Origin of the sequence: Rhizobium beringeri (assembly GCF_004306515.1) — a bacterium.
GTDB lineage: Bacteria > Pseudomonadota > Alphaproteobacteria > Rhizobiales > Rhizobiaceae > Rhizobium > Rhizobium beringeri.
Window position 1 is genome coordinate 51,207 of sequence record NZ_SILG01000001.1, and the last position, 12,164, is coordinate 63,370.

General features: G+C 62.6%; 12 protein-coding genes. 7 read left to right on the forward strand and 5 right to left on the reverse strand.

Features of this window, described 5'->3' with window-relative positions; translation table 11 throughout:
- Window positions 1–59: 59 nt before the first annotated feature.
- The gene (gene ptsN, locus ELH03_RS00260; protein WP_018244527.1) at window positions 60–524 is read left to right on the forward strand and encodes a PTS IIA-like nitrogen regulatory protein PtsN; all 465 of its coding nucleotides are present in this window, start codon (window positions 60–62) and stop codon (window positions 522–524) included.
- A gap of 88 nt (window positions 525–612) precedes the next feature.
- Here ptsN and ELH03_RS00265 read toward each other — a convergent pair whose 3' ends face one another.
- The 3 genes from ELH03_RS00265 to ELH03_RS00275 form a co-directional block, all read right to left on the reverse strand.
- On the reverse strand, window positions 613–2,952 hold the full coding sequence (locus ELH03_RS00265; RefSeq protein ID WP_130765850.1) for a methyl-accepting chemotaxis protein: 2,340 nt from the start codon (window positions 2,950–2,952) through the stop codon (window positions 613–615).
- 342 nt (window positions 2,953–3,294) lie between these two features.
- Window positions 3,295–4,194, reverse strand: a complete 900-nt coding sequence (locus ELH03_RS00270; protein WP_128400808.1) for a ribokinase — start codon at window positions 4,192–4,194, stop codon at window positions 3,295–3,297.
- Between the two features lie 80 nt (window positions 4,195–4,274).
- Window positions 4,275–5,498, reverse strand: a complete 1,224-nt coding sequence (locus ELH03_RS00275; protein ID WP_128400809.1) for a DNA recombination protein RmuC — start codon at window positions 5,496–5,498, stop codon at window positions 4,275–4,277.
- A gap of 206 nt (window positions 5,499–5,704) precedes the next feature.
- Between ELH03_RS00275 and ELH03_RS00280 the strand changes: the two genes are divergently transcribed.
- The 6 genes from ELH03_RS00280 to truA all read left to right on the forward strand — a co-directional run bounded on the left by ELH03_RS00280 (window position 5,705) and on the right by truA (window position 10,338).
- Window positions 5,705–7,201: a globin-coupled sensor protein gene (locus tag ELH03_RS00280; RefSeq protein WP_128400810.1), complete on the forward strand. Its 1,497-nt coding sequence runs from the start codon at window positions 5,705–5,707 to the stop codon at window positions 7,199–7,201.
- A 97-nt stretch (window positions 7,202–7,298) separates the two neighbouring features.
- A complete protein-coding gene (gene def / locus ELH03_RS00285) occupies window positions 7,299–7,814 on the forward strand; it encodes a peptide deformylase (RefSeq protein ID WP_020397424.1) in 516 nt (171 codons plus the stop codon).
- A gap of 64 nt (window positions 7,815–7,878) precedes the next feature.
- On the forward strand, window positions 7,879–8,163 hold the full coding sequence (locus ELH03_RS00290; RefSeq protein ID WP_128400811.1) for a FitA-like ribbon-helix-helix domain-containing protein: 285 nt from the start codon (window positions 7,879–7,881) through the stop codon (window positions 8,161–8,163).
- Window positions 8,160–8,582: a type II toxin-antitoxin system VapC family toxin gene (locus ELH03_RS00295; protein ID WP_128400812.1), complete on the forward strand. Its 423-nt coding sequence runs from the start codon at window positions 8,160–8,162 to the stop codon at window positions 8,580–8,582. The genes ELH03_RS00290 and ELH03_RS00295 overlap by 4 nt, the downstream gene beginning before the upstream one ends.
- A gap of 20 nt (window positions 8,583–8,602) precedes the next feature.
- The gene (gene fmt, locus ELH03_RS00300; RefSeq protein WP_128400813.1) at window positions 8,603–9,538 is read left to right on the forward strand and encodes a methionyl-tRNA formyltransferase; all 936 of its coding nucleotides are present in this window, start codon (window positions 8,603–8,605) and stop codon (window positions 9,536–9,538) included.
- Window positions 9,538–10,338 carry a tRNA pseudouridine(38-40) synthase TruA gene (gene truA, locus ELH03_RS00305; protein WP_128400814.1) on the forward strand — a complete coding sequence of 267 codons (801 nt, stop codon included), beginning with the start codon at window positions 9,538–9,540 and terminating at the stop codon, window positions 10,336–10,338. The genes fmt and truA overlap by 1 nt, the downstream gene beginning before the upstream one ends.
- A gap of 25 nt (window positions 10,339–10,363) precedes the next feature.
- Here the strand turns inward: truA and ELH03_RS00310 are convergent, their stop codons facing one another.
- Both ELH03_RS00310 and dapE read right to left on the reverse strand, forming a co-directional pair.
- On the reverse strand, window positions 10,364–10,960 hold the full coding sequence (locus ELH03_RS00310; RefSeq protein WP_128400815.1) for a hypothetical protein: 597 nt from the start codon (window positions 10,958–10,960) through the stop codon (window positions 10,364–10,366).
- A complete protein-coding gene (dapE, locus tag ELH03_RS00315) occupies window positions 10,947–12,140 on the reverse strand; it encodes a succinyl-diaminopimelate desuccinylase (RefSeq protein ID WP_128400816.1) in 1,194 nt (397 codons plus the stop codon). The genes ELH03_RS00310 and dapE overlap by 14 nt, the downstream gene beginning before the upstream one ends.
- Window positions 12,141–12,164 lie beyond the last annotated feature (24 nt).

Here is a 12,164-nt window from a genome sequence, read left to right on the forward strand (position 1 = left end):
GCGGCGGTATTGCCGCCGCTCCTTGCATTATCTGATCCCGGCGACAGAAGGAAAAAGAAATGGCATTGGCAGATTTGCTCCATCAGGATGCGATCATTCCCGCCCTCAGAGTAAATTCCAAGAAACAGCTGCTTCAGGAGTTGGCCGCAAGAGCCGCCAGGATCACCGGGCTTTCCGAACGGGAGATCTTCGACGTCATCCTGCAGCGCGAGCGCCTTGGCTCGACCGGCGTCGGCAACGGCATCGCCATTCCCCACGGCAAGCTGGTCAACATCCATTCGATCGTCGGCATCTTCGCCCGGCTGGAGCAGCCGGTCGATTTCGAGGCGCTGGACGACCAGCCGGTCGATCTCGTCTTCCTGCTGCTTGCGCCGGAAGGGGCGGGCGCCGATCATCTCAAGGCTCTGTCGCGGATCGCCCGCGTGCTGCGCGATCACGATCTGGTCGCCAAGCTGCGCGCCACCGATTCCTCCCAGGCGATCTATGCCTTTCTCAACGAAGAGCAGACGTCGAACGCTGCCTGACGCACGTCGCGCGATAACGCATCGATTCTCGAATGCAAAAAGGCGTCTGATCTCTCAGGCGCCTTTCGCATTATGATGCGCTGAACGATCAGAACTCTTCCCAGCTGTCCTGCGCCACGGCCGCGGATCCACGCGACGGGGCAACGGAGCGACGGACCGCCGGGGCGCTCACCCGAGGCGAAGGGGCCGCAGCTGCCGGCGCACGCATCTTTTGCGCGACGGAGGCAAGGGCTGCGGCGTTCCTCGAACCCGAGACATTGAAGCGGGTGGCGAGCGCCTTCAGCGTCTGCGCCTCGTCGTTGAGTGCGACGCTCGCCGCGGTCGCTTCCTCCACCATGGCCGCATTCTGCTGCGTCACCTGGTCCATCTGGTTCATGGCCTGGTTGATTTCCTTCAGGCCGACAGCCTGTTCGCTGGCGGATGCCGAGATCTGCCGGATGAGGTCGTTGATGCCCATCACCTGTTCGGCGATCTTGTGCAGCGTGCCGCCGGCGCGCCCGACGAGATCGACGCCTTCCTTGACCTGGACGGCCGAGGTGTTGATCAGCGTCTTGATTTCCTTGGCGGCATTGGCCGAACGCTGCGCGAGTTCACGCACCTCCTGGGCGACGACGGCAAAACCCTTGCCGGCTTCCCCGGCACGCGCCGCCTCGACACCTGCATTCAGGGCCAGCAGGTTGGTTTGGAAGGCGATCTCGTCGATGACGCCGATGATCCGCGAAACCTCCGTCGAAGATTGTTCGATCCCTTGCATCGAGGCAATCGCCTTCTGCACCACTTCGCCAGACTTTTCGGCATCCTGGCAGGCGAGGTTGACGTTCTCGGCTGCCGTGCGCGCATTCTCGGCGCTGGAATCGACCTGCGCGGTGAGCTCGTTGAGCGCGGCCGCCGTCTCTTCCAGGCTTGCTGCCTGCTGCTCGGTGCGCTTGGCGAGGTCCGAAGCGCTGTTGCTGATTTCACCAGTGCCGGAGCCGATGTTGGTGACGCTTAGGTTCATCGTGTTGATGGTCTCTTCGAGGCTCGCGAGCGCTGCGTTGAAATCCTGTTTCAGCTTGCCGTATTCACCGGGGAATTCGTCGGTGATGCGGTGACCGAGATTGCCCTGCGACAGCTCGGAAAGGCCGGCGCCGACGATCGAGACGATATGGCGCTGCAGCGACACCGATTCCTGGCGTTCCGATTCTGAGCGGCTGCGCTCGGTCTCGGCCGCCTGCCTCTCTCTGGCGGTTTCGTCTTCGAGGCGGCGGCTGTCGGCGAGCGTGAAGCGGAAGCCTTCCAGCGCCTTGGCGACCGAACCGACTTCGTCGCTGCGGTCCTGGGCGGAGACCGGTTCGCCATATTGGCCGTCGCTCAGCGCCTTGACGCTGGCGACGAGCCCGCCGAGAGGCCGCTGCACGAAAGAGCGGACGGCGAAATAGAGCGCCAGCATGACCGCACCAAGCACGATCAGCCCGTTGATGATCATCATGTAGGTCTGGTCTTGCACCGGCGCGTTGATCGCCGTGTGCGGCACGTCGACGAGCACGACCCAGGTGGCGTTGACGCCGGGAACCGCGAACGGATAGACGACGCGATCGAAGGGATCGAGGCCGTCATAGGTGAGGTTCCTGACGAGACCGGGCTGCTTGCTGGACAGCGCCGTCTTGACGATGTCGGCGCCCTCGCCGTCATATTCCTTGGTCATCAGGTCGGGGATCGGGGCGACGATCCAGTTGCCGGCCTGCGACAGCAGCGTGACGCGGCCCGAACCGAAAGGATGCAGTGCCTGCAGCTTGTCGGTCAGCGACTTCAGCGAAATGTCGACGCCGCCGACGCCGATCATCTTACCATCAGACATGACCGGATAGGCAATCGAGGTCAGCAGCGTCGGCACGTCTGTTCCCTCAGCCATATAGGGCGTGGTGATCGCGCCCTTGCCGCTGTCTGCGGCGAGCTTCCACCATGCGGCGGTATAATCATTGTCGAAGGTCGAATATTGGATGCCGCCGTCCTTGGTCTTCGACCAGTAGGGTGTGAAGGCGCCGTTCTTGTTGGTGCCTTCGTCATTATTGTTGGCGATCTCGGTGGTCTTGCCGTCAAGCGCGCCGAGCTGCTCGCAGAACCAGCTGCCGAAGGCGAAGGCATTCTGCTCGAGATTGGCCTTGAGCACATTGATCATGCCCTTGCGATCGAGCGACTTGCCTTCATGGCCGCGGCCGATGACGCCCGACATGGTGCGCGCGGCACTGGCGAGTTCGCCGACATTGGCGGCGATTTCATTGGCGATCGATTTTGCCTCGAGGTTGGCCTGATCCATTGTCAGCGTCTGGACGCGATCACGGGTCTGGTCGATGAGGAAAAAGTTCGAAACGATGAGAACAAGTGCGATGGCGATGCCGGTGATGACGATGAGTTTCGCGGCAAGCGATTTCATACGAAAAATGAACATGGGGTCCTCGGGCAAGGATGCGCCGAACGGGCATTCTCCGGCACAGGAGCAAAGGCTCGCCCCCTCATGAGGCAGCCGCCTACAGCGCCGCGCGTCTTTTCGAGAGCCGCAAAGGAGGCTGTAGCACTTTGAATCACTGCATAATTCCTTAAATCGATTCCGATTTAAGGAATTATGCAGTCGACGTCCGGAATCCGAAAGGCGGGAGGCGCCGGCGGCCATGAGGAACATCGCCGGAAATCTCTTAAATTTGAATAAAACTCTATCGATCGGGACCAGGAAAATCGCCGGAACGCCCTGAATTACAGGGAGATCCGTTGGCCGTTTCGCAAAGAGACGCGGCTATATCCTGTCTGCGACTTCCTCGCTCAAGGGGATCGACGGTTGCGCCCCGGCCTTGAGGCAGGCGAGCGAACCGGCAACCGCCGCACGGCGCAGCGCCGAGACAAAATCGAGGCCGTCGTCGAGGCTTGCAGCGAAATAGCCGCAGAAAGTGTCTCCGGCGCCGACCGTATCGACAGGTTCGATCTTGAGACCCTGCGCCCTTGAAATCGCCCCGTCGCGGATGGCGATGACCCCATCGCCGCCGAGCGTTACGATCAGCGTCTGGCCCGTCTCCACATGCAGGCGCACAAGGGCGGCCTCACGCGCTGCGGCGTCCATGCCTTCCTGTCCGGCCAGCCGCTCGAATTCGGTCTCGTTGGCAATGACGATATCGGCGAGCCGGCCGAGACGCGGGGCATCGGGGATCAGCGGCGCGAGGTTGAGGATGCTGGTGACGCCCTTGGCGCGGGCGGCCGACAGCGCGCGCTCGACGGCAGCAGCCGGCACTTCGAGCTGCAGCATCAGGATATCGCCTTCGTTCATGCGGCCGATCGCCGTCTCGGCATCGGCAGGTGTGACCTTGCCATTGGCGCCGGGAACGACGGCAATCATGTTTTCTCCGTCGCCGCCGACAAGGATCAGCGCCGTGCCTGTGGGACCGTCGACATGTTTGATCAGAGAAAGGTCGGTACCTGCATCATCGAGCAGGGCCAGCGCCTCCGCAGCGAAAGCATCCTTGCCGACGGCACCGGCCATGTGTACGTAGCGGCCGGCGCGCCGGGCCGCCAGCGCCTGGTTGGCGCCCTTGCCGCCGGCGGCCGTGGCAAAGCCGTTGCCGGCCACCGTCTCGCCGGGCTTCGGCAGGCGCTCGGTCGTGGCGATGAGATCCATGTTGATGGACCCGAAAACTGTGATCATGAATGTGTCCCGTCTTCTGGAGCCTGCAAGTGAAATCAGGCTCCAACTGTTTCATGCGGGCGAGACACTGCCCGAAGCGGTCACTCCTCGTCAACCACCCGGAGCTTGAGAAGACCGGTGCGGCTTTCCACCGATTTGGCCGCGGCTTCGCTGTCGCGGGCGGGCTTGGCATCGCCGCCGGCCTCGAATTCCAGCGCTTCGATCTTGGCGCCGCGCCTGGTGAGTTTGTCGGCTGACGTGACCACCATGTCGATATCCTTCTGCGCCATGGCGAAATGGCCCTGCAGCTTGCGCACCCGCTCATCGAGGCGGCTGAGATCGTCCATCAGGATTGCCACCTCGCCCTGGATAAGATGTGCCTGCGCCCGCATGCGCTGGTCCTTGAGCACGGCCTGGATGACCTGGATCGACAGCATCAGCAGCGACGGCGAGACGATGACGATGCGCGCGCGGTGCGCCTTCTGCACCACCGGTTCGAAGTGCTCGTGGATCTCGGCGAAGATCGATTCGGACGGCACGAAGAGAAAGGCCGTATCCTGGGTTTCCCCCTGGATCAGATATTTCTCGGAAATGTCCCTTATATGGACCTCCATGTCGCGGCGGAATTGCTGGCCGGCGATCTTGCCGGCCTCGGGGCTGCCGGCGTCGCGGATCGCGTTCCACGCTTCGAGCGGAAATTTCGCGTCGATCACCAGCGGCGGCGCGCCGTTCGGCATGCGGATCGTGCAGTCCGGCCGCGAACCGTTGGACAGCGTCTGCTGGAAGGCATAGGCGCCCATCGGCAGGCCGTCGGCGACGATCGTTTCCATCCTGGACTGGCCGAAGGCGCCGCGCGTCTGCTTGTTGGACAGAATGGCCTGCAGCCCGACGACATCCTTGGCGAGCGTCTGGATATTGTTCTGTGCGGCATCGATGACCGCCAGCCGCTCCTGCAGCCGCTGCAGGTTCTCATGCGTCGATTTCGTCTGCTCGGTGATCGTCGAGCTGACGCGCTGCGACATGCCGTCGAGGCGTTGGCTGATCGTCTGGTTGAGTTCGCTCTGCCGCGCGCCGAAGACCTCGGTCATCGCCGCGATGCGGCCCTGCATCTCCGCCTGGATCTTCAAAAGCTCTGCCATCCGCGCTTCGTTTTCCTCAGCACGAAAGCTCGCTTCCTCCGCCTGCTCGCGGCGAAGGCTGGCGCCGCGCAGGAGAAGCACGATCACCAGCACGAAGAGGACGGCGAGGGCCCCGCCGATAAGCGCCAGCATGGCCGGGCTGATCGAGGCAAGGGAAAGAGCGAGCGATTCGGAATGGATGGTCATGCCCCGAGCATAACAGAAGAAATGGCAATATATAGATCAAAACGTGAACGGAATGGGCGGCCCCCAATATCCTCGCAAGCTATCGCTCTTCCTCGCTCGGGGAGAAGAAATCGCCGTCCGATTTAACGATTGCTCAACCATATTGGCCAAAACCTGCGGCGCAGAAATTCCTTCCCGCGCGCGTCGCGCCAAGTACAGAGATCCCCATGACCGCCCAGCAGACCGACAGTGCCCTCAGGCAGCGCCTCGATTTCATCGAACTGGATGAGGCAGCGCGCAAGTCGATGCGGGATCTGCGCCCTGTCATATCAGAGCTGATCGGCGGCGCCCTCGATAAATTCTACGCCAAGATCGCCAAGACCCCCGCTGTCGCAGGCTTCTTCGCCGATAGGAACCATGTCGGCCATGCCAAGAAGCGCCAGCAGGATCATTGGGCCAATCTGGCCGGCGGCGCGTTCGACGAGAGCTATGTCAACGGCGTGACCGCGGTCGGCCGGACGCACGCCCGCATCGGGCTGGAGCCGCGCTGGTATATTGGCGGTTACGCCATCGTCATGTCAGAACTCGTCAAAGGCATCATGGAGAAGCAGTGGCCGTCGATGTTTGCGCGCCAGCAGGGCAAGCAGTTGGCCGAGAAGCTGTCGGCCGTCATCAAGGCCGGCATGCTCGACATGGACTATTCCATCTCGGTCTATCTCGAGACGCTCGAAGCAAAGCGCCGTGCCTTGGAAGAGGAGCGTGCCCAGGCCGAATCCGATCAGGCGATCGCGCTGGAGCAGCTGCGCCGCGGTCTGGAAGCGCTGTCGAACGGCGATCTCGAAGCCACCCTGCCGTCCGACCTGCCGGGCAATTTCCAGCAGATGGCCGAGGACTACAACCGCGCCGTCAGCGCCCTTCGCCAGTCCTTCGCGTCCGTGCGCGAGACTTCTGGCCATATCATGAGCGGCGCCGACGTCATTTCCAATGCAACCAACGATCTGGCGCTGCGCACTGCCCAGCAGGCGGCAGGCGTCGAGGAGAGTTCGGCCGCCCTGCAGCAGCTGTCCGTCAGCGTCGGCCAGACGGCCGCCAATGCCGAGAAGGCTTCGGACGCCGTGCGCGAGACGCAAGAGAAGGCGAAGAACTCCGGCGAACTCGTCACTAGCGCCGTCTCGGCGATGGCCGGCATCGAGAAATCTTCGACGGGGATCTCCAAGATCATCGGCGTCATCGATGAGATCGCCTTCCAGACCAATCTGCTGGCGCTGAACGCCGGCGTCGAGGCGGCCCGCGCCGGTGATGCCGGCAAGGGTTTTGCCGTCGTCGCCCAGGAAGTCCGCCAACTCGCCCAGCGCACCGCGGAAGCGGCCAAGGAGATCAAGAACCTGATCTCGCAGAGCTCGACCCAGGTCAATCAGGGTGTCGGCATCGTCTCCAGCACCGGTGAGGCGCTGAACGACATGATCAGTCGCATCGACATCATCAACCGTTTCGTCGCTGATATCGCCGCCGCCGCCCGCGATCAGGCGACCGGCGTCAACGAGGTCAGCGTCGCCGTCCGCAACATGGGTGCGATTACCCAGCAGAATTCGGACATGGTCGAGCACTCCTCAGCGGAAACCCGCCGCCTCAAGGACGAGGTGGAAACCCTGATCGAGCTGCTGCGGCGCTTCCGCGCCCGGCCGGATGGCCGTTCCGCCAGCGCTGCCCGCCGGGCGGCCTGAGGCGAATATGGCGAAATTCCAGGCGGGGATGCAAAAAAGCGTATTCCCCGCCTGCCGGATAATTCCATAGTCGGAAAAGATGGGTTATGGGAACGCCATGACCATCAAGCCACTCATCATTCTTCCCGATCCCGTTCTCCGCCAGCTGTCCAAGCCGATCGAGCGGGTGGACTCCGACCTGCAGCGTCTTGCCGACGATATGCTGGAAACCATGTACGACGCGCCGGGCATCGGCCTTGCCGCCATCCAGATCGGCGTGCCGCGCCGCATGCTCGTCATCGACATCTCGCGCGAGGGCGAGGAAAAGCAGCCGCAGGTCTTCATCAATCCTGAGATCGTCAAATCCTCCGACGAGCGCTCCGTCTATGAGGAAGGCTGTCTTTCGATTCCGGATTATTATGCCGAGGTCGAGCGCCCGGCTGTCGTCTCGGTCAAATATCTCGACCGCAACGGCAAGGAACAGACCGTGGAAGCCGACGGACTGCTCGCCACCTGCCTGCAGCACGAGATCGACCACCTGAACGGCGTACTCTTCATCGATTATATCTCGCGGCTGAAGCGGGAGATGGTCATCAAGAAATTCACCAAGGCGGCAAAGTCCAAGGCGCTCTGACGCTGCGTTGAAAATTCACCGGCCAGGCACTATGATATCACTGATATCATGACGGAGGTGCCGAATGGGTGATTTTCTGATCAGAAATATTTCCGAAGCAATGAAGCGAGACATTGCGGAATCGGCGCAGCGGAGCGGAAACAGCCTTTCTGACGAGGCCAAGGAGCTTCTGCGGGAAGCGCTGAAAAGAAAAACCGAAGCAAGGCCCGAGACCTTGTCGGCGTATGAAGCAATACGCGCCGCTTTCGTCAGCGAAAACGCAGTAGACAATGAATTCGCTGCAATCATGGACGAAATCGAGGCCGCGCGGAAAAAGGATTTCGGCCGACAGTTCGAGGATTTCGAATGATCGTTCTCGATACGAATGTGATTTCCGAGTTCGCCAGGCCATTGCCGAGTGAAAAGGTGAAGGCCTGGATATTGCGGCAGGATGGCTCGAGAATCTGGCTTTGCACGGTCGGTTTGACGGAGCAGATTCACGGAGCCGAAAGGGTTTTCTTGAAGACAGGATCGGACCGCTTCTTTCGCGCGATCGAGAATTTGGTGAAAGGCCAGTTTCGCGATCGTATCGTCGGCTGGGATTTGGAAACGGCTATGGCAACCGGTCGCTTGCGAGCGAAACGCGAAAGCATGGGGCGGCCTATTTCGGTCCAGGATGCTATGATTGCCGCCATCTGCCTTGCAAACGGCGCGACGCTTGCGACCCGCAACACCAGAGATTTCGAGGGGCTTGATCTCAAGCTCGTAAACCCGTTTGAAGACGGGTGATCCTCAATTGGCGAGATAAAATGTCTCTTCGCATCATCTTCATGGGAACGCCGGAGTTCTCGGTCCCGACCCTGCGCCTGCTCGTCGATGCCGGGCACAGGATCGTTGCGGTCTATACGCAGCCGCCGCGGCCGGGCGGGCGGCGCGGCCTCGATCTGCAGAAATCGCCGGTGCATCAGGCGGCCGAACTGCTCGGCCTCCCTGTCTTCACGCCGGTCAATTTCAAGGACCCCGAGGAGCGCGAGAGGTTTCGCGCTTTCAATGCCGATGTCGGCGTCGTCGTTGCCTACGGATTGCTGCTGCCGGAGGCGATTTTGAACGGCACCCGGGATGGCTGCTACAATGGTCATGCCTCGCTGCTGCCGCGCTGGCGCGGTGCTGCTCCGATCCAGCGGGCGATCATGGCCGGCGATACAAAGACCGGCATGATGGTGATGAAGATGGACAAGGGTCTGGATACCGGCGCCGTCGCACTGACCCGCGAGGTCGAGATCGCCCCGAATATGACGGCTGGCGAGTTGCACGACCGGCTGATGCTCGTGGGCGCCAAGGCGATGGCGGAGGCCATGGTGAAACTCGAGATGAACGACTTGCCGCTGACGCCGCAGCCGGAAGACGGCGTGCTCTATGCCGCCAAGATCGACAAGGCCGAGACGCGCATCGATTTTTCCAGGGATGCCAAGGACGTGCACAATCACATCCGCGGCCTGGCGCCGTTTCCGGGGGCCTGGTTCGAGCTCGAAATCGGCGGCAAGCCGGAGCGGGTGAAGGTGCTGGCTTCCGAACTGGCTGAGGGGCAGGGTGCTGCCGGGCAATTGCTGACGGATGATCTCGTGGTCGCCTGCGCTTCGGGCGCGGTGCGGCTGATCAGGCTGCAGAAGGCCGGCGGCAAACCGCTGGCGGCGGCCGATTTCCTCAGGGGCACGCCGCTTGCGGCGGGCACGAGGCTTACCTGATGCCGCGTTTCCGCATGACCGTCGAATATGACGGCGGCCCCTATGTCGGCTGGCAGCGGCAGGAGAACGGGCCCTCGGTGCAGGGCGCGATCGAGGCCGCGGTGTTGTCGCTGACCGGCGAGACGGTGTCGATCCGCGGCGCCGGACGCACTGATTCCGGCGTCCACGCCATGGGGCAGGTGATCCATGCCGATCTTTCGAAGCAATGGTCGCCCTACCAGCTGCAGAATGCCTTGAACGCGCATCTGAGGCTCGCTGGCGAGCGCGTCTCCATACTCGACGTTGAGGCGGTTGCCGATTTCTTCGATGCGCGCTTTTCGGCGCTGCGGCGCCATTACCTCTATCGCATCGTCAGTCGCAAAGCGCCGCTGGCGCTCGAAGCCGGTAAGGCCTGGTGGGTGCCGAAGGTGCTCGATCACGAGGTTATGCACGCTGCCGCCCAGAGGCTGGTCGGCAGGCACGATTTCTCCACCTTCCGCGCCGCCCATTGCCAGGCAAACAGCCCGGTGCGCACGCTCGACCGGCTGGATGTGACGCGCAACGGCGAGCTGATCGAGATCCGCGCCACGGCGCAGAGTTTTCTCCACAACCAGATCCGTTCCTTCGCCGGCACGCTGAAGCTCGCCGGCGAAGGCAAATGGACGCCCGATGATGTCGAGGCGGCGCTTAAGGCGCGCGACCGCAAGGCCTGCGGCCCGGTGGCGCCGCCGGACGGACTCTATTTTATGCAGGTGGATTATCCCGAGGTGATCGTCGATCGCCGAAGGCCGGTCACCGATACCGATGATGATCTGTCATGAAAATACCGCTCCAGCAGGAGCCTGATCAGGCGGGATAGATGCCGAGGAAGTGCTGCAGATATTCCGAAAGGATCATCGATGGCACGAGCAGCACCAGTGTCAGCGCCCCGACCATCAGCGCGTGACCGTGGCAGATCATCCGGAGGATGCGCGCCAGCACGAAGACCTGCGCCAGCATGAAGGCGAGCAGCAGCAGCGAGACGAGGCCGACGGAGCCGGGCAGGAAGAACACCAGCGCCAGCAGCAGCCCGTTAATATAGGAGAGCGGCACGCCGAGCCAGTTGACGCTGACGACGACCGGGGCGAAACGCTCGCCCATGCGGACGGCAAGCAGCAGCAGTCCGGCAAAGACCAGCGGCACGAACCAGTTGGCGACCTCGACGAGGCCGAGCCTGATATAGAAGGCAAAGTCGACATCGGCTTCCGGCGGCATCGACCGCAGGAAGGCCTGCCGCCACCAGAGCCAGGAAATACCCATCGGCGGCAGGCACCAGAGCATTGCCCAGAACGAACGGTTGACCCCGCGCTCGGACATATCGAGGTAGCGGAAGCCGCGCGGATCCAGCCGGATCAGCAGCCAGAGGCCGGCCAGGTAATATTGAACCTCCCTAAAGCCCGGCATTGGCGAACCAGCGGGCGATGAAGGTTTCGTAGATCGCCGTCAGCGTCTCTAGATCGGCGACAGCCACGCGCTCGTCGACCATGTGCATCGTCTGGCCGACGAGACCGAACTCGACGACCGGGCAATAATCCTTGATGAAGCGCGCATCCGATGTGCCGCCGGTGGTCGAAAGCCGCGGCGACTGGCCGGAAACGCTTTCGACGGCTGAAGACAGCGAAGCGATCAGCGCATTGTTGCGTGTCAGGAAGACATGGCTCGGCCGATCGGCCCAGACGATATCGTAGGCCACCGGTTCGCGGCCCGGCCGCAACGCGCCATCCCGGGCGGCAACGTCCAGACGGCGCAGGATTTCGGCACGCAGCGTTTCGACGGTCCAGCTGTCGTTGAAGCGGATGTTGAAGCTTGCCGATGCCTTGGCCGGAATGACGTTGGTCGCCGGATTGCCGACATCGACCGTGGTCACTTCGAGGTTCGACGGCTGGAAATCGTCGGTGCCGCCGTCAAACGGCGGGTTCATCAGCGCGTGAGTGAGCTGCAGCATGCCGCGCACCGGATTGTCGGCAAGATGCGGATAGGCGGCATGGCCCTGGACGCCGTGAACGGTGATTTTACCCGACAGCGAGCCACGCCGGCCGATCTTGATCATGTCGCCGAGCCTGTCCGGATTGGTCGGCTCGCCGACCAGGCAGGCATCCCAGCGTTCGTCGCGTTCGGCCGCCCATTGCAGCAGCTTGATCGTGCCGTTGATCGCCGGCCCTTCCTCGTCGCCGGTGATCAGGAAGGAGATCGAGCCGTTGGGCGGCCCGTTTTTCTCGATATGCCGGGCGACGGCGGCGACGAAACAGGCGATGCCGCCCTTCATGTCGACGGCGCCGCGGCCGAAAAGCTCGCCCTTGGAAATCTCGGCGGCAAACGGCGGATGCGTCCAGGCAGCTTCGTCGCCGACCGGCACGACATCGGTATGGCCGGCAAACATCAAATGCGGGCCATCCTTGCCGAGGCGAGCATAGAGGTTTTCGATGTCGGGTGTCCCGGCCTCGCTCGCCTTCACCCTGTCGACCGAAAAGCCGAGCGGCGCAAGCATTGCCTCCAGCGCCGATAGTGCGCCGCCTTCGGCGGGCGTCACGGACGGGCAGCGAATCAGCGTCTGAAGATTGGCGACGGGGTCGGTAGCGGTCATGGCGGTCGAACTATCCGGCGGGAA